This is a genomic window from Streptomyces prunicolor (genome assembly GCF_045162825.1).
Lineage (GTDB): Bacteria > Actinomycetota > Actinomycetes > Streptomycetales > Streptomycetaceae > Streptomyces > Streptomyces prunicolor.
Genome location: NZ_CP108676.1, coordinates 2,602,173 through 2,617,993, shown reverse-complemented (window position 1 = coordinate 2,617,993; position 15,821 = coordinate 2,602,173). Strand labels below are relative to the sequence as shown.

The following is a 15,821-nucleotide window of genomic DNA, read 5'->3' as shown; positions in this document are numbered from 1 at the left end:
CAACGGCTGGTCAGGCCGTTCACGCGAGTTGCTTCGGGGCCCCCGTCGGCACCGGAGAAAGGTCTTCACATCCGTACGCCGATATTCACGCCCCGAGTTCCCCCGCATTGAAGCGTGTTGACCAAGTCCCGACAACACCTGTCGTCCATCAGGCATATGTGACTTGGCCGGGTCGCGGTGGGTGCGCTCATTGCGGTGCGGGCGGCCCGTCGTCGCCCAGCACGTCCCTGATCGCCCGCGCGGACACGGCCGACTTGTGGAGGAAGCCGTGTGCGGGGCTGGCGGCGATGAGTTCCTGGAAGTCCTCCCGGGAGTGGGTCGAGATGAGGATCACCGCCGGTACGTTGCCCACCAGTCGGCGCGCGACGTCGAAGCCGTTCTCGCCGTCGAGGTCGAGATCGACCAGGACGACGTCAGGGGCCCTTTCCCGGGCCTGGGAGAGGGCGTCCGCGCCCGTCGAGGCGATGCCGACGACTTCCACCCCGCCACGTTCCAGCAGGGCGCGAGCCGCCTCCAGGAACCGGGCGCTGTCATCGACGAGGAGACAGCGCAGCGACATGTGCCCAGCTTGCCAACCAGTGGTCGGTCGCGCCTTCCAGCTAGCCGGAAAGTGCTGAACTCCCGTGCCGCGACCGAAGGTTCTCGTGCACGCAGGGCGAGGGGGATACGACGGGCGGTAGCATGACGGCGCCCTGGGGAGACCATGTCGTCCGGTCGGGTGGGGGTGTGCGATGAACGGAACGAGTGCCACGCGCGCGTGGCCTGGTGTCCGCGGGGCCGGTCGGGCCCGTCGGGTCCGCCGAATCCTGGTCCCCTGGGTGGTGTGCGCGGCCCTGCTGCTGGCCGCGTGCGACAGCGGCGGGAGCGACGCCAAGGAGGCGAGCGCGTCCCCGAAGGACACCACCTGCGACGGGAAGATCCACGGCATCGCGCACATCACGGTGTGGTTCCACGCGGGCCCGAGCGGCGAGTTCACCACGCTGCAGAACCAGGTGAAGGACTTCAACAAGGCGCAGAAGCAGGTACGGGTCGAGCTGGTCACCCTCCCGGAGAACCGCGTCTACAACGACCTGGTGCTCTCCGCCGCCGCCAGCGGGGACCTGCCCGACCTCCTCGACTTCGACGGGCCCAACCTCTACAGCTACGCCTGGTCGGGCAAGCTCCGGCCGATCGACTCCTGTGTGCCCGCGAGCGTCCGTGCCGACCTGTTGCCGACGATCCGCCAACAGGGCACCTACGCGGGCAGGTTGTGGGGCATCGGCACCTTCGACTCGGGCATGGGCCTGTATGTGCGCAAGTCCGTCATGAAGAAGGCCGGAATACGCATCCCGACCGGCCCCAAGGACGCCTGGACGGCCATTGAACTGACGGGCATCCTGCGCAAGTTGCGCACCCAGGGCTACCAGGCCCCCCTAGACCTGCGGCTCGTCTACGCGCAGCCGGGCCAGGAGTGGAACACGTACGGCTTCGCACCCGCCGTGTGGTCGGCGGGCGGCGACCTGATCGAGCCCGAGAACTACCGCACCGCCGACGGCTATGTGAACGGCCCCGGTTCGGTGAAGGCGCTCACCGACATGCAGAACTGGGCCAAGGCGGGGCTCATCGACATGGTCAAGGACGACAAGGCGTTCGTCAGTGGCCGCAGCGCGATCTCCTGGTGCGGGCACTGGACTTATCCGGAATTCAACAAGGCCTTCCCCGGGGACGTCGCGATCGTCCCGCTGCCCGACTTCGGCCAGGGGACCGTCACCGGCATGGGCTCCTTCCAGTGGGGCGTCCCGGCGGGCAACGCGGACGGGGACGCCGTCTGGCGCTTCCTGTCCTTCCTGCTCCAGCCCGCCCAGGTGCACCGGATGACCGTGGCCAACGGGGCGATCCCGGCCACCGAGAGCGCGATCAAGCTCTCGCCGCAGTACGCCCCCGGCGGCCCCGAGCACCTCTTCATCGAGCAGCTCCGGGACGGAGTCGCCCGCCCCAGGCCGCAGACGCCCGCCTATCCGGCGATCACCGACGCCTTCTCCCGGGCCTTCGCGAAGATCATCTTCAACCGGGCGCCGGTCAAGGCCACCCTGGACGAGGCGGCCAAACAGATCGACAAGGACCTCGCGGCGCACGACGGCTATCCCCCGAGCACGTAGCGAAAACGTGCGGCACGCGTGTGTGCCTGACGGGGTTCTACGGGGGTGTGCCGGACGGGTTCCTACTCGCGAGTGCTCGACACTCGACAGGGGTTCCACGGCGTGTGCCCGGCGGGATCTTACGCGTGCGTGCTCGACAGGGGTTCCACGGGGGTGTGCCTGACGGGGTCTTACGCGCACGTACCCGACATACGTTTCGCGGACGCCTGCCCGACGGGGTCCTACGCACGCGTGCCTGACATGGCTCTTACGCGCGCGTGCCCGACTTCGAGGGACCCGTCCTCCCCAAGGCCCTGACGATCATGGCCGGTTGGGGGCAGGCTGGGCACGTGACCGACCATCTCCGGAACTCCCCACCCGCCGGCCGCTGAGAGCCCGCCGTGCGTCGCCCCCTGTCCCCGGGCCCGCTCCGTAGGGTGCTGCCAGGGCTCCGACCCGAGCCCGACCTCGCCACGCCCACCGCGCTCCCGGAGCTGCGCAGTCCGCGCTCCGACCGGCCCGCCCCGTACGGCCCCCGCCGGCGGCGCCCGCGGCCCGGCGGCGCCCTCCGGATCCCCTTCCTCGCCCGGCTGCGCGTCGGGCGCAAGCTGATGCTCCTGGTGCTGCTCCCGGTGACCGGCATGCTGGCGTTCACCGTGTTCGGCGCCGTCTCGCAGTGGCACGACGCCCAGACGCTGCGGGACTTCCGTACGGCGACCGCGCTGTCGTTCAGGACCACTGCGCTGACCGACGCCATCGCCCGGGAGCGCATCGCCGCCGTGCGGGCCCGGCTGCGTCCCGGCCCGGCGACCCTGACGGAACGCTCCGCTGCGCAGCGCGCCACCGACCGCGCCCTGAACGCGGCCCTCCTGAGCGCGGCCGACCTACCCGTACCGACCGATGTCACCGGCAGGCTCGCCGCGCGCAACCGCCAACTGCACGCCCTACGGCTCCAGTTGGGTACCGACTCGCTCGCCGCGCCCCAACTGGCCGCCCAGTACGACACGATCGAGGACGATCTCCTGGAGCTGGCCGCCACCCTGGAGTCCGGCCGCCCGACCCGCACCTCCGGGCAGGCGGCCGACGCCCACATCGCGCTCCTGAACGCCATCGAGGCCGCCGAACGCGAACGCACCGAACTGGCCGTGCTGTTCGACACCCCCGACGCCCCGCACGCCACCGCCACGGACCGCTGGTCCGCCTTGGAGAAGGCCCTCCTGGACGACTTCGGCCGGACCGCGCCCGCCGACCTGAAGGGCAGGCTCTACGTCGCCCTGCTCCAGCACCCCGGCCTCGTCGTCCGCAAGACCCGCGAAACCCTCGCCGACCCGCATGCCGACCGCAACGCCTGGCCTACGTACGCCAGTTGGCTTACCGCCTCGACCCAGCGCATCGAGACACTGCGCGGCATCCAGCACCAGGCCGCCGCCGAACTGGGCCGTGCCGCCGCGCGGGACCTCGACACCGCACGCGCGCGTGAGGCACGCGATCTCAGCGTGTCGCTGGCCGTCCTGGCCGCCGTCACCGTCCTCGCGCTGACCCTGCGCCTGTCGATCACCCGCCCCCTCGGCGAGGTCTCCGCGGGCGCCCGCGCGCTCTCCGAGGGCGACCTGTCGTACGACATCCGGTACGCGGGCCGGGACGAACTCGGCGCCGTCGCCGACACGTTCCGCGAACTTCGGGTCACAACCGAACGGCTCGCCGGCGAGATCAACACCATGAACACGGCGATCGACGACAACCGGCTCGGCCACCGCGCGGACGTCGCCGCGTTCGAGGGGACCTGGGCGCAGCTGCTCGGCGGCATGAACGGCACCATGGCGTCCTTCGCCGCCGCGCACGGGCGGCGCGACAAGGCCGAGCAGGAGCTGGCGAGCATCTTCCATCTCTCCCTCGACCTGTTGTGCATCGCGGGACTCGACGGCTACTTCAAGCGCGTGAACCCCGCCTTCGAGCGGACCCTCGGGCACTCCGCCGACGCACTCCTGGGCAGACCCTGGCTGGAGTTCGTGCACCCGGAGGACCGGGCACGCACGCGTGCCGTCCTCGACCGGCTGGCGAGCGGCGTCGAACTGGCCGAGTTCGAGAACCGCTTCGTCCGGGACGACGGCACCGAACGCTGGCTCCAGTGGAGCGCCCGCCCGGTCACCGCGGACGGCCTGATCTACGCCGCCGCGCGCGACGTCACCGAAAGCCGCCGCGCCGCCCGCGAACAGGCCGCGCTGCGCCGGGTCGCCACCCTCGTCGCGCGCGGGGTGCCACCGCACGAGGTGTTCTCCGAAGTCGCCGACCAGGTGGGCAGGGTCCTGAGCAGCGGCTCCGCCGCGGTCCTGCGCTACGGCGTCGACGGAGCCGCCACCGTCCTCGGGTCCGCCCGCGGGCCCGCCACCGAGGCCGAGACGGCCGCCGCCGCGGAGGTTGCGCGCACCGCCCGCCCCGCGCGCGTGGGCCGCTCGGTGGGCGCCCCCATCGTCGTGGACGACCGGCTGTGGGGTGCCGTCGTCGCGGCCGCCGCCGGACCCGAACCGCTGCCCCCGGGCACCGAGTCCCGGCTCGCCGACTTCACCGAACTCGTCGCCACCGCCCTCGCCAACGCCGACGGCCGCGACCAGCTCACCGCGTCACGCGCGCGCGTGGTGGCCGCCGGGGACGCCTCCAGGCGCCGTATCGAACGCGATCTGCACGACGGTGTCCAACAGCGCCTCGTATCGCTCCAACTCGACCTCAGAATGGCCCAGTCGATGCTGGACGAGCAGCCGCAGGAACTCGCCGAGCAACTGGACCACATCGCCAAGGGCCTGGACGACGCCTTCGCCGACCTGTTGCAGGTCGCACGCGGCATCCACCCCGCGATCCTCTCCAAGGGCGGCCTGGGCCCGGCCCTGCGCGCACTCGCCCGCCGCTCCGCCGTCCCCGTGGAACTCGACCTGCGCCTCCCCGCCGGCCGCCTCCCGGAGGGGATCGAGGTCGCCGTCTACTACGTGACCTCCGAGTGCCTCACCAACGCCGTCAAGCACGCGCGCGCGAGCTTCGTGGCGGTGTCGGCGCGGGTCGAAGATGACGTCCTGGAGGTGACGATCGCCGACGACGGAGTGGGCGGCGCCGACCTCGGGCACGGCTCCGGTCTCATCGGCCTCGTCGACCGCGTCGAGGCGATCGGCGGCAAGCTGCGCGTCGCCAGCCCACCCGGGGAGGGCACAACTCTCGTCGTACGACTGCCACTTCCCCGGACGCAGGGGTGACCGCCCGAGGCGTACGCGACGGGGTCCAGGTCGGGGGGAGCCTTGGACTCGGTGACGTCGCGTACGCGTCGGGCGGTCTTCTCGGACGGAGAGGCAGCCGTCCGGCTCTTGGGGTGCCGCGAGGTGCTGGCACGCAGCTGTTTGGCGCGGAACAGGTCGGGGTCCCGCGGGTCGAGGAGGTCCTTCAGGGACCGGGTGTCGTCCTCGTACGGGCGGACACGGATCGACCGCCGTCGTCTGCCTGCCCGTGTCCGCCGCATCTCCCGCAGCCCTTCCGACGTTCCGGCCCGGGCCCGTCGCTTCTCGCCCGGGTGACCGGTCCGCCCGCATCCGTACTCCTAAGAGAATCGCCCGGACGCGGCGCCACGTCTTCACGGTCACCCCCCAATTCCCTTACCGGCTAGCCGTACCCGACCCGGTCCGGCAGGCTGTGCCTGGCGCACCGCACCGGTCGGGCAAGGGGAGCCGTGACGATGGACGCATCGCAGCAGGCCGCGCGGGGACGGGTCGTCCTCGCCGACGACGACGTCCTGCTCAGGGAGGGCCTCGCGAGCCTGTGCGAACGCCTGGGCTACGAGGTGGCGGGCCAGGCCGGCGACGCCGTACGGCTCCTGGACCTGGTCGACACCGAGCGGCCCGACCTCGCGATCGTCGACATCAGGATGCCGCCCGACCACTCCACCGAGGGCCTCAAGGCGGCCCGGACGATCCGTGAGCGCCACCCCGACACCGGCATCCTCGTGCTGTCCGCGTTCGTCGAGGTCGAGGAGGCCCTGGAGCTGCTGGCCGGCGGGCACAAGGTCGGCTATCTCCTCAAGAGCCGGATCACGGTCGTCGACGAGTTCGTCGAGGCCCTCGACCGCATCCACAAGGGCGGCTCGGTCGTCGACCCCTCCCTGGTGCACGAGCTGTTCTCCGCGCAGCGCCGCGACGACCCGCTGTCCTTCCTCAGCACCCGCGAGCGCGAGGTCCTGGCGCTGATGGCGGAGGGCCGCTCCAACGCCGGCATCGGCCGCCGGCTGTGGGTCACCGAGGGCACCGTCGAGAAACACGTCCGCAGCATCCTGGGCAAACTCCACCTTCCGGAAGCCGCCGACGACCACCGCCGTGTCCTGGCGGTTCTCACGTTTCTGGAGTCCCGCTAGGAGTTCCGGCAGGACATCCGACAATCGTTCCGACAAGAGGTCCGCCGGGCGTGTCCGGCGTTGTCCACAGCCCCACCGCGCTGTCACTCCGCGCCAGTAGGGTGTGAAACATGGCCGATCCCTCCAGCTACCGCCCCAGGCCGGGAGAGATCCCGGACTCGCCCGGGGTCTACAAATTCCGCGACGAGCACCGCCGGGTGATCTACGTCGGAAAGGCGAAGAGCCTGCGCCAGCGCCTGGCGAACTACTTCCAGGACCTGGCCGGACTCCACCCACGCACGCGCACGATGGTCACCACGGCCGCGTCGGTGGAGTGGACGGTGGTGTCCACGGAGGTCGAGGCACTCCAGCTGGAGTACTCCTGGATCAAGGAGTACGACCCCCGGTTCAACGTCAAGTACCGCGACGACAAGAGCTACCCGTACCTCGCGGTGACGATGAACGAGGAGTACCCGCGCGTCCAGGTGATGCGCGGTCACAAGAAGAAGGGCGTCCGCTACTTCGGGCCGTACGGACACGCCTGGGCGATCCGCGACACCGTGGACCTCCTGCTGCGCGTGTTCCCCGTCCGCACCTGCTCGGCCGGCGTCTTCAAGAACGCGGCCCGCACCGGCCGCCCCTGTCTGCTCGGCTACATCGGCAAGTGCTCCGCCCCTTGCGTCGGCCGCGTCTCCGAGGAGGAGCACCGCGAACTGGCCGAGGAGTTCAGCGACTTCATGGCCGGGCGCACCGGCACGTACATCCGCCGCCTGGAGAAGGCGATGACGGACGCGGCCGAGGAGATGGAGTACGAGCGGGCCGCCCGCCTCCGTGACGACGTCGAGGCCCTGAAGAAGGCCATGGAGAAGAGCGCGGTCGTCCTCGCCGACGCCACCGACGCCGACCTGATCGCGGTCGCCGAGGACGAGCTGGAGGCGGCCGTCCAGATCTTCCACGTCCGCGGCGGACGCGTGCGCGGCCAGCGCGGCTGGGTCACCGACAAGGTCGAGGACGTCACCACCGCGGCCCTCGTCGAACACGCCCTCCAGCAGCTCTACGGCGAGGAGACCGGGGACTCCGTCCCCAAGGAGGTCCTCGTCCCGGCCCTGCCCGACCCGGTGGAGCCGGTCCAGCAGTGGCTGACGGACCGCCGCGGGGCGAACGTGTCACTGCGCATCCCGCAGCGCGGCGACAAGAAGTCCCTCATGGAGACCGTCGCGCGCAACGCCCAGCAGTCGCTGATCCTCCACAAGACCAAGCGCGCCTCCGACCTCACCACCCGCTCGCGCGCCCTGGAGGAGATCTCCGAGGCCCTCGACCTGGACAGCGCCCCCCTGAGGATCGAGTGCTACGACATCTCGCACCTCCAGGGCGACGACGTCGTGGCGTCGATGGTCGTCTTCGAGGACGGGCTGGCCCGCAAGAGCGAGTACCGCCGCTTCCAGATCAAGGGCTTCGAGGGCCAGGACGACGTCCGCTCGATGCACGAGGTGATCACCCGCCGCTTCCGGCGCTATCTCGCCGAGAAGGAGAAGACGGGGGAGTGGGCCGACGGCGACGAGCTGACGGACCTCAAGGACGACGAGGGCCGCCCCAAGCGGTTCGCCTACCCGCCGCAGCTCGTGGTCGTCGACGGCGGGCAGCCGCAGGTCGCCGCCGCCAAGAAGGCCCTCGACGAGCTGGGCATCGACGACATCGCCGTGTGCGGCCTCGCCAAGCGCCTGGAGGAGGTCTGGCTGCCCGACGAGGACGACCCCGTGGTCCTGCCCCGCACCAGTGAGGGCCTCTACCTCCTCCAGCGCGTCCGCGACGAGGCCCACCGCTTCGCGATCACCTATCAGCGCGCCAAGCGTGCCAAGCGGTTCCGGGCGAGCCCCCTGGACGACGTGCCCGGCCTCGGCGAGACCCGCAAGCAGGCGCTGATCAAACACTTCGGTTCGGTGAAGAAGCTGCGATCCGCGACAATCGATCAGATCTGCGAGGTTCCGGGCATAGGTCGCAAGACCGCCGAGACCATCGCGGTGGCCCTCGCCCAGGCGGCCCCGGCCGCACCCGCCGTGAACACGGCGACTGGAGAGATCATGGATGACATGGAAGACGGGACACCCGAGACGACGGCGGGCGCCCCAGGGGAGCCCGTACCCGCGGGAGCCCCGGACGAGCGACGGGGGCAGGAGACATGAGCGAACACGAGAAGCGGCCCACAGCGGACCGAGATCAGACCCACAAGGAGACGGGCGAGGATCAGGCTCCACCGGAAGAGACCCAGGACAACGGAGCAGAAGTGAGTACGGACAGCACGACCCCCGGGGTCCCCGAAGCGGCCATCCCCGAGCTGGTGATCATCTCCGGCATGTCCGGGGCCGGGCGGTCCACGGCCGCCAAGTGTCTTGAGGACCTCGGCTGGTTCGTCGTCGACAACCTCCCGCCCGCCCTGATCCCCACCATGGTGGAGCTCGGCGCCCGCTCCCAGGGCAACGTGGCACGCATCGCGGTCGTCGTCGACGTACGCGGACGGCGCTTCTTCGACAACCTCCGCGAGTCCCTCGCCGACCTGGAGTCGAAGAACGTCACCCGGCGGATCGTCTTCCTGGAGTCCTCCGACGACGCCCTGGTGCGCCGCTTCGAGTCGGTGCGCCGCCCGCACCCCCTCCAGGGCGACGGCCGCATCGTCGACGGCATCGACGCCGAACGCGAGCTGCTGCGCGAACTGCGCGGCGACGCCGACCTGGTCATCGACACCTCCAGCCTCAACGTCCACGAACTGCGCGCCAAGATGGACGCCCAGTTCGCCGGCGAGGAGGAGCCCGCGCTGCGGGCCACCGTCATGTCCTTCGGCTTCAAGTACGGCCTCCCGGTCGACGCCGACCTGGTCGCCGACATGCGCTTCCTGCCCAACCCGCACTGGGTCCCGGAGCTGCGCCCCTTCAACGGCCTCAACGAAGAGGTCTCGGCGTACGTCTTCAACCAGCCCGGCGCCAAGGAGTTCCTCGACCGGTACGCCGAGCTGCTCAGGCTCATCGCGGCCGGTTACCGGCGTGAGGGCAAGCGGTACGTGACGATCGCGATCGGCTGCACCGGCGGCAAGCACCGCTCGGTCGCCACGGCGGAGAAGCTCGCCGCGCGGCTCGTGGCCGAGGGCGTGGAGACGGTGGTCGTACACCGGGACATGGGACGGGAATGACAGGACGTAGCCCACGGCTGGGCAGGCTGCGCCGCGTGGTGCCCGAAGGACGGACGACCAGGCCCGTCGAGGCCCGCGGTGGCAAGCCGCGCCGGCGCGGCACCCAGCCCAAGGTGGTCGCCCTCGGCGGTGGCATGGGCCTGTCCGCCTCACTCACCGCACTGCGCCGGATCACCGGCGACCTCACCGCCGTCGTCACCGTGGCCGACGACGGCGGCTCCAGCGGCCGCCTGCGCGACGAACTGGGCGTGCTGCCCCCGGGGGACCTGCGCAAGGCCCTCGCCGCGCTGTGCGGCGACGACGACTGGGGCCAGACCTGGGCCCGCGTCATCCAGCACCGCTTCCAGTCCAAGGGCGACCTGCACGAACACGCGGTCGGCAATCTGCTGATCGTCGCCCTGTGGGAGCAGCTCGGCGACCACGTCCAGGCCCTCGACCTGGTCGGCAAGCTGCTCGGCGCGCACGGGCGCGTGCTGCCCATGTCCGCCGTGCCGCTGGAGTTGCAGGCCCTGGTCAAGGGGCACGATCCGGCGCGGCCCGACGACGTCGACACCGTGCGGGGACAGGCGACCGTGGCGCTCACGCCCGGTGAGGTGATGTCCGTGCACGTCGTGCCGCACGACCCGCCGGCCGTGCCCGAGGCCGTCGCCGCCGTGCTCGACGCGGACTGGGTGGTGCTCGGTCCCGGCTCCTGGTTCTCGTCCGTCATCCCGCACCTGCTGGTGCCGGAACTGCTCGACGCGCTCACCGAGACGAAGGCGCGCCGGGTACTCTCCCTGAACCTCGCGCCGCAGCCCGGAGAAACCGATGGCTTCTCACCGCAGCGTCATTTGGAGGTTTTGGGACGACACGCCCCTAAACTCGCCCTGGACGTGGTGCTGGCCGACGAGGCCGCCGTGCCCGATCGCGCGTCGCTCACCGAAGCCGCCAAGCGGCTGGACGCCGCGGTCGAGCTGGCGCCGGTGGCCCGGACCGACGGAACTCCAAGGCACGACCCGGAGCTGTTGGCCGCCGCGTACGACCGTATTTTTCGGATGCATGGAAGGATCGGCCCATGGCGATGACGGCAGCGGTGAAGGATGAGATCTCCCGGCTCCCCGTCACCCGGACCTGCTGCAGGAAGGCGGAGGTCTCCGCCATTCTGCGGTTCGCCGGAGGCCTCCACCTGGTGAGCGGGCGCATCGTGATCGAGGCGGAGCTGGACACCGCGATGGCGGCGCGCCGGCTCAAGCGGGACATTCTGGAGATCTTCGGCCACAGCTCCGAACTGATCGTGATGGCGCCCGGCGGACTCCGCCGCGGTTCCCGTTACGTCGTCCGGGTGGTAGCGGGCGGCGATCAGCTGGCCCGGCAGACCGGGCTCGTGGACGGCCGCGGACGCCCCATCCGGGGCCTGCCGCCGCAGGTCGTCTCGGGGGCCACCTGTGACGCGGAGGCGGCCTGGAGAGGCGCCTTCCTGGCCCACGGCTCGCTGACCGAGCCCGGCCGGTCCTCCTCCCTTGAGGTGACCTGCCCGGGTCCGGAGGCCGCGCTCGCGCTGGTCGGCGCCGCCCGCCGGCTGTCGATCGCGGCGAAGGCGCGCGAGGTGCGCGGGGTCGACCGGGTGGTCGTCCGTGACGGCGACGCGATCGGTGCCCTGCTCACCCGGCTCGGCGCGCACGAGTCGGTGCTGGCCTGGGAGGAGCGCCGGATGCGCCGCGAGGTGCGCGCCACGGCGAACCGCCTCGCCAACTTCGACGACGCCAACCTCCGCCGCTCGGCCCGCGCGGCCGTCGCCGCCGGAGCCCGTGTGGGGCGTGCGCTGGAGATCCTCGCCGACGAGGTCCCCGAGCACCTCGCGGCGGCCGGCCGGCTCCGCATGGACCACAAGCAGGCCTCCCTGGAGGAGCTCGGCGCCCTCGCCGACCCGCCGCTGACCAAGGACGCGGTCGCCGGCCGCATCCGCCGCCTGCTGGCGATGGCCGACAAGCGGGCTCAGGACCTGGGTATCCCGGGCACGGAGTCCAGCATCACGGAGGAGATGGCCGACAACATGGTCGGCTGACGATCACTCGTCACGGATCGGTTGACGATCCGTCAATACGCCGGTGCGGGTGCCCAGTCCGGGCGTCGGCACCGGCGTTCGTCTGTCGTGGGGTGCCTCGGCTTCGATGCCGACGGGCCGTCAATCCGCCGGTGCGGGGCGCCTGCGCGGGCGTGCCTGGCGGATCGGGCCGGAGGAGGTCAACGGCGGCCGATCGACGTGAGGGGGCGGCGGCAGGAGGCGGACCGAGAGGGTTGTCCGCCGGGCGAGTGGGAGCCGGCCCGGGCGTCCCCGGGAGGATGTACGGGCTCGTCCGAGGGCGCAGGCGGCGGCGTGTTTTCTGCCGGGGTGCAATTGCCTCGATGCCGACGGGTCGTCCATTCGCCGGTGCGGGCCCCGTCCGGGCGTGCCCGGTGGATCGGGCCGGAGGAAAACGAGGATGACCGGTCGGCGCGAGGGCGCCGATGGCCGAGGGCAAGGCTGCGAGGGCTCCCACCGGGCGAGTGTGTGCTGGCCCGTGCGGCCTTGGAGAAGACCCGCGGGCCTCGTCGGAAGGCCCTGGCGCCGGCGCTTCTTTGCGCTGTGGGCGCTCTCGTCCGGATGCCGGCGAGCTGCCGATACACCGGTGCAGGCGCCCCTTCGGCCTGTCGGCTGATCAGGCCGGGGAGAATCAACGCCCCGCGCCCCTCAAGGAGAAACGACCCGCGCCCGCCCCATGCCCCTCAAGGAGAAACGCCCCGCGCCCAACCCACGCCCTTCAAGGAGATCGGCCGGGCTTGCCCGAGGGCTCCCGCGTCGCCGTACGTCTGCCTTGGGCGCCGCAGAACTCGATACGGCTCGGCCCCGCGCGGCCCACGAGCAACGTCGTCTGGGCCCCGCGAGGGACACGCGTCGCCCCTCGCCTCCCCGGCACGATCCGCCGCCCCTGCCGAAGTCGCCCACCCACCCCGCCATTTGACCGTCCTTGAGGCCCCCTTGACTCGATCATGAAGTGTCATGAGCCTGGCAACTGTTCGCCGCTGTGGCGGACGATTGCTAGGGGGATTCATGAGACACAGAGCGAGATCGATCCTCGCTGTCGGCGCCCTCCTGATCGCAGGGGCGAGCATCGCACCGATCGCCCAGGCGCAGGGCGGGAGTTCGGCGAAGTCCGACCCCGCCGAGGTCAAGGTCTTCCGCGCCGACGTCACCCAGAAGCAGATACCCCTGCTCCTGAAGGCCGGACAGGACGCCCACGAACTCGGCGACAACCAGTTCTCCGCGGCCGGCAAGACCGCCGTCGAGGTCTACCTCACCGACCAGCAGGCCCAGAAGCTGGAGAAGCAGGGCGTCGACCTCACCGAGCACACCCTGTCGGCGAAGGCCGAGACGCGGGTCGAGGACGCGGCGCAGGGCGTGTTCCGCCCGTACAGCGGAAGCGGCGGGCTGGAGGAGGAGATCCTCAGGACCGGGCAGGCCAACCCCGGGCTCACCAAGGTCGAGTCCATCGGCAAGACGATCGACGGCCAGGACATCCTCGCGCTCAAACTGACCAAGAACGCGAAGAAGACCAAGGACGGCTCCAAGCCCTCGGTGCTGTACGTGTCCAACCAGCACGCGCGCGAGTGGATCACGCCGGAGATGACCCGTCGGCTGATGCACTACTACCTGGACAACTACAAGACCGACAAGCGCATCAAGAAGATCGTCGACTCGACCGAGCTGTGGTTCGTGCTGTCCGCCAACCCGGACGGCTACGACTACACCTTCCAGAACTCCGACACCCGCCTGTGGCGCAAGAACCTGCGGGACGTCAACGGCGACGGCACCATCTCCACCGGCGACGGCGTCGACCTCAACCGCAACTTCTCCTACAAGTGGGGCTACGACGACGAGGGTTCGTCCCCGAACCCCACCAGCGAGACCTACCGCGGTACGGCCCCCGCCTCCGAGCCCGAGACCCAGGCGCTCGACACCTTCGAGAAGCGCATCGGCTTCAGCTACGGCATCAACTACCACTCGGCCGCCGAACTCCTCCTCTACGGAGTCGGCTGGCAGGTCGCGACCCCGACCCCGGACGACGTCCTCTACAAGGCCCTCGCGGGTACGCCTGACAACCCGGCGATCCCCGGCTACCACTCCCAGGTCTCCTCGGAGCTGTACACGACCAACGGCGAGGCGGACGGCCACGCGTCGAACGTCAACGGCATGTCGATGTTCACCCCCGAGATGTCGACCTGCCAGACCGCGTCGAACATCGACCCGACCGACGCCTGGAACGCGGCCGACTGCCAGTCCGTCTTCAACTACCCGGACGACGAGAAGCTGATCCAGGACGAGTTCGCGAAGAACATCCCCTTCGCGCTCTCCGTCGCCGAGACCGCGGCCCACCCCGACCAGCCCACGTCGTCGGTCGGCCTCAGCGCCGCCGACTTCACCCCGGCCACCTTCTCCACGTCGTACTCCCGCGGCGCCGACCAGGAGGTCTCCGTCGTCGTACGGAAGTCCGTGCGCGACAAGGAGCTCAAGTACCGCGTCAACGGCGGCCGTACGGAGGACATGGCGCTCAAGTCCTGGAAGGGCGGCCAGACCTACGGCGGGGACGACAACCTGTACTTCGACGAGTACCGCGCCAAGGTCAAGGACGGCGACCCGGGTGACAAGGTCGAGGTCTGGTTCACCGGCGAGACGAAGGCCGGGAAGCCCACCTCCAGCGCGCACTTCACCTACACGGTGGCCACACGGCCCGCGGCCGACACCCTTGTCGTCGCCGAGGAGGGCACTGCCGCCACCCAGGCGCAGACCTACGTCGACGCGCTGAAGGCGAACGGCCGCAAGGCGGTCGTCTGGGACGTCGCCACCCAGGGCGCGCCCGACGCGCTCGGCGTGCTCGACCACTTCAAGACCGTCGTCCACTACTCGGGCACGGCGGGACCGGGCAACGACACCCAGCTCCAGCTGCGCGCCTTCCTCAACGAGGGCGGCAAGCTGATCGAGGCCGGCGAGCAGGCCGGCGGCTCCGTCGCCCTCGCCGACGGCACCCCCTCGAACGACTTCAGCCAGTACTACCTGGGCGCCTACTCGCGTACGTCCACCCCCGGAGCCACCGCTTTCACCGGCTCCGGCAAGCTCGCCGGCTTCACCGGGCCGCTCAGCGGCGCCCCCGGCAACCCGCTGGACCGGGCCGGCACCTACAGCGTCACCTCCGACTCCCTGTCGCCCACCACGTACCCGCAGTTCGCGAGCGCGGGCGCGGGACAGTTCGCAGGGACCGTCAACCCGTACGGCCCCTACGCGGGCTCCTACATGGCCGCCGCCGTCCACACCGACGACTCCTACAAGCGCCTCACCCGCACCATCGACCTCACCGGGGTGAGCGCGGCCGACAAGCCCACGCTGCGCAGCGAGCTGCTGTGGGACACCGAGCCCGGCTACGACCACGCCGTCGTCGAGATCCACACCACCGGCGCCGACGACTGGACCACGCTCCCGGAGGTCGGCGGCGCCACCAGCACCGCCGTACCGACGGAGTGCGAGGCGGGCTTCCTGATCGCCGAGCACCCCTGGCTCAAGCACTACCTGACCATCGCCTCCAGCGGCTGCACCGCGACCGGCACCACCGGCTCGTGGAACAGCTTCACCGGCGCCTCCAACGGCTGGCAGCAGGTCGGCTTCGACCTGAGCGCCTACGCCGGCAAGTCGGTCGAGGTCTCGCTCAGTTACATCACCGACCCGGGCTCCGGCGGCCACGGCGTACTCGCCGACGACACCTCCGTCGTCGTGGGCGGTACGGCGACGCAGACCGAGGGCTTCGAGACCTCGCTGGGCGCCTGGAGCGTGAGCGGCCCGCCCGCGGGCAGCCCCGCGGTCCTGAACGACTGGACCCGCACCGGAGCCCTCTTCCAGACGTACGGCGCCGTCACCACCGACCGCACCGTGCTGCTCGGCTTCGGCCTGGAACAGGTCACCTCGGCGACCGACCGCGCGGCCCTTCTCAAGAAGGCGCTGACCGCTCTGACCAGCTGACCCTGTGTGACGATGTCATGAACATCAAGGGCGGTCCGTACCCCTACTGGCGGGTACGGACCGCCCTGCCGTGTATGGGGCATCTCGATGTCACCACGGAGGGCTCAGGGAGGTAGGGTCGTAGGC

At 70.9% G+C, this 15,821-nt stretch carries 9 protein-coding genes; 8 read left to right on the top strand and 1 reads right to left on the bottom strand.

Going from position 1 to position 15,821, the window contains the following annotated elements:
- Window positions 1-187: 187 nt before the first annotated feature.
- A complete protein-coding gene (locus OG588_RS11755) occupies window positions 188-559 on the bottom strand; it encodes a response regulator (protein ID WP_405947223.1) in 372 nt (123 codons plus the stop codon).
- Window positions 560-731: 172 nt separating this feature from the next.
- Here OG588_RS11755 and OG588_RS11750 point away from each other — a divergent pair, with 172 nt between their 5' ends.
- From OG588_RS11750 to OG588_RS11715, 8 genes are all read left to right on the top strand, one after another.
- Window positions 732-2,138 (top strand): extracellular solute-binding protein, encoded by a 1,407-nt coding sequence (locus tag OG588_RS11750; protein WP_405947222.1) that lies wholly within the window; start codon window positions 732-734, stop codon window positions 2,136-2,138.
- A gap of 590 nt (window positions 2,139-2,728) precedes the next feature.
- The gene (locus OG588_RS11745; protein ID WP_405953096.1) at window positions 2,729-5,359 is read left to right on the top strand and encodes a PAS domain S-box protein; all 2,631 of its coding nucleotides are present in this window, start codon (window positions 2,729-2,731) and stop codon (window positions 5,357-5,359) included.
- 473 nt (window positions 5,360-5,832) lie between these two features.
- The gene (locus OG588_RS11740; protein WP_405947221.1) at window positions 5,833-6,504 is read left to right on the top strand and encodes a response regulator; all 672 of its coding nucleotides are present in this window, start codon (window positions 5,833-5,835) and stop codon (window positions 6,502-6,504) included.
- Window positions 6,505-6,614: 110 nt separating this feature from the next.
- Window positions 6,615-8,666, top strand: coding sequence for an excinuclease ABC subunit UvrC (uvrC, locus tag OG588_RS11735; RefSeq protein WP_405947220.1), 2,052 nt, complete (start codon window positions 6,615-6,617; stop codon window positions 8,664-8,666).
- Window positions 8,663-9,667 (top strand): RNase adapter RapZ, encoded by a 1,005-nt coding sequence (gene rapZ, locus OG588_RS11730; protein WP_405947219.1) that lies wholly within the window; start codon window positions 8,663-8,665, stop codon window positions 9,665-9,667. The genes uvrC and rapZ overlap by 4 nt, the downstream gene beginning before the upstream one ends.
- Complete coding sequence (yvcK, locus tag OG588_RS11725) at window positions 9,664-10,731, top strand: uridine diphosphate-N-acetylglucosamine-binding protein YvcK (protein WP_026150944.1); 1,068 nt, start codon at window positions 9,664-9,666, stop codon at window positions 10,729-10,731. The genes rapZ and yvcK overlap by 4 nt, the downstream gene beginning before the upstream one ends.
- Complete coding sequence (gene whiA / locus OG588_RS11720; RefSeq protein ID WP_019060506.1) at window positions 10,722-11,711, top strand: DNA-binding protein WhiA; 990 nt, start codon at window positions 10,722-10,724, stop codon at window positions 11,709-11,711. Before yvcK ends, whiA begins: the two co-directional genes overlap by 10 nt.
- A 1,026-nt stretch (window positions 11,712-12,737) precedes the next feature.
- Entirely contained in the window at window positions 12,738-15,695 is a 2,958-nt protein-coding gene (locus OG588_RS11715; protein WP_405947218.1) for a M14 family zinc carboxypeptidase, read from the top strand.
- The last annotated feature ends 126 nt before the right edge of the window (window positions 15,696-15,821 follow it).

Bases quoted from the DNA above. Each gene is read 5' to 3' on its own strand.
- OG588_RS11755 (WP_405947223.1), bottom strand. From the start codon at position 559: ATGTCGCTGCGCTGTCTCCTCGTCGATGACAGCGCCCGGTTCCTGGAG.
- OG588_RS11750 (WP_405947222.1), top strand. From the start codon at position 732: ATGAACGGAACGAGTGCCACGCGCGCGTGGCCTGGTGTCCGCGGGGCC.
- OG588_RS11745 (WP_405953096.1), top strand. From the start codon at position 2,729: ATGCTCCTGGTGCTGCTCCCGGTGACCGGCATGCTGGCGTTCACCGTG.
- OG588_RS11740 (WP_405947221.1), top strand. From the start codon at position 5,833: ATGGACGCATCGCAGCAGGCCGCGCGGGGACGGGTCGTCCTCGCCGAC.
- uvrC (WP_405947220.1), top strand. From the start codon at position 6,615: ATGGCCGATCCCTCCAGCTACCGCCCCAGGCCGGGAGAGATCCCGGAC.
- rapZ (WP_405947219.1), top strand. From the start codon at position 8,663: ATGAGCGAACACGAGAAGCGGCCCACAGCGGACCGAGATCAGACCCAC.
- yvcK (WP_026150944.1), top strand. From the start codon at position 9,664: ATGACAGGACGTAGCCCACGGCTGGGCAGGCTGCGCCGCGTGGTGCCC.
- whiA (WP_019060506.1), top strand. From the start codon at position 10,722: ATGGCGATGACGGCAGCGGTGAAGGATGAGATCTCCCGGCTCCCCGTC.
- OG588_RS11715 (WP_405947218.1), top strand. From the start codon at position 12,738: ATGAGACACAGAGCGAGATCGATCCTCGCTGTCGGCGCCCTCCTGATC.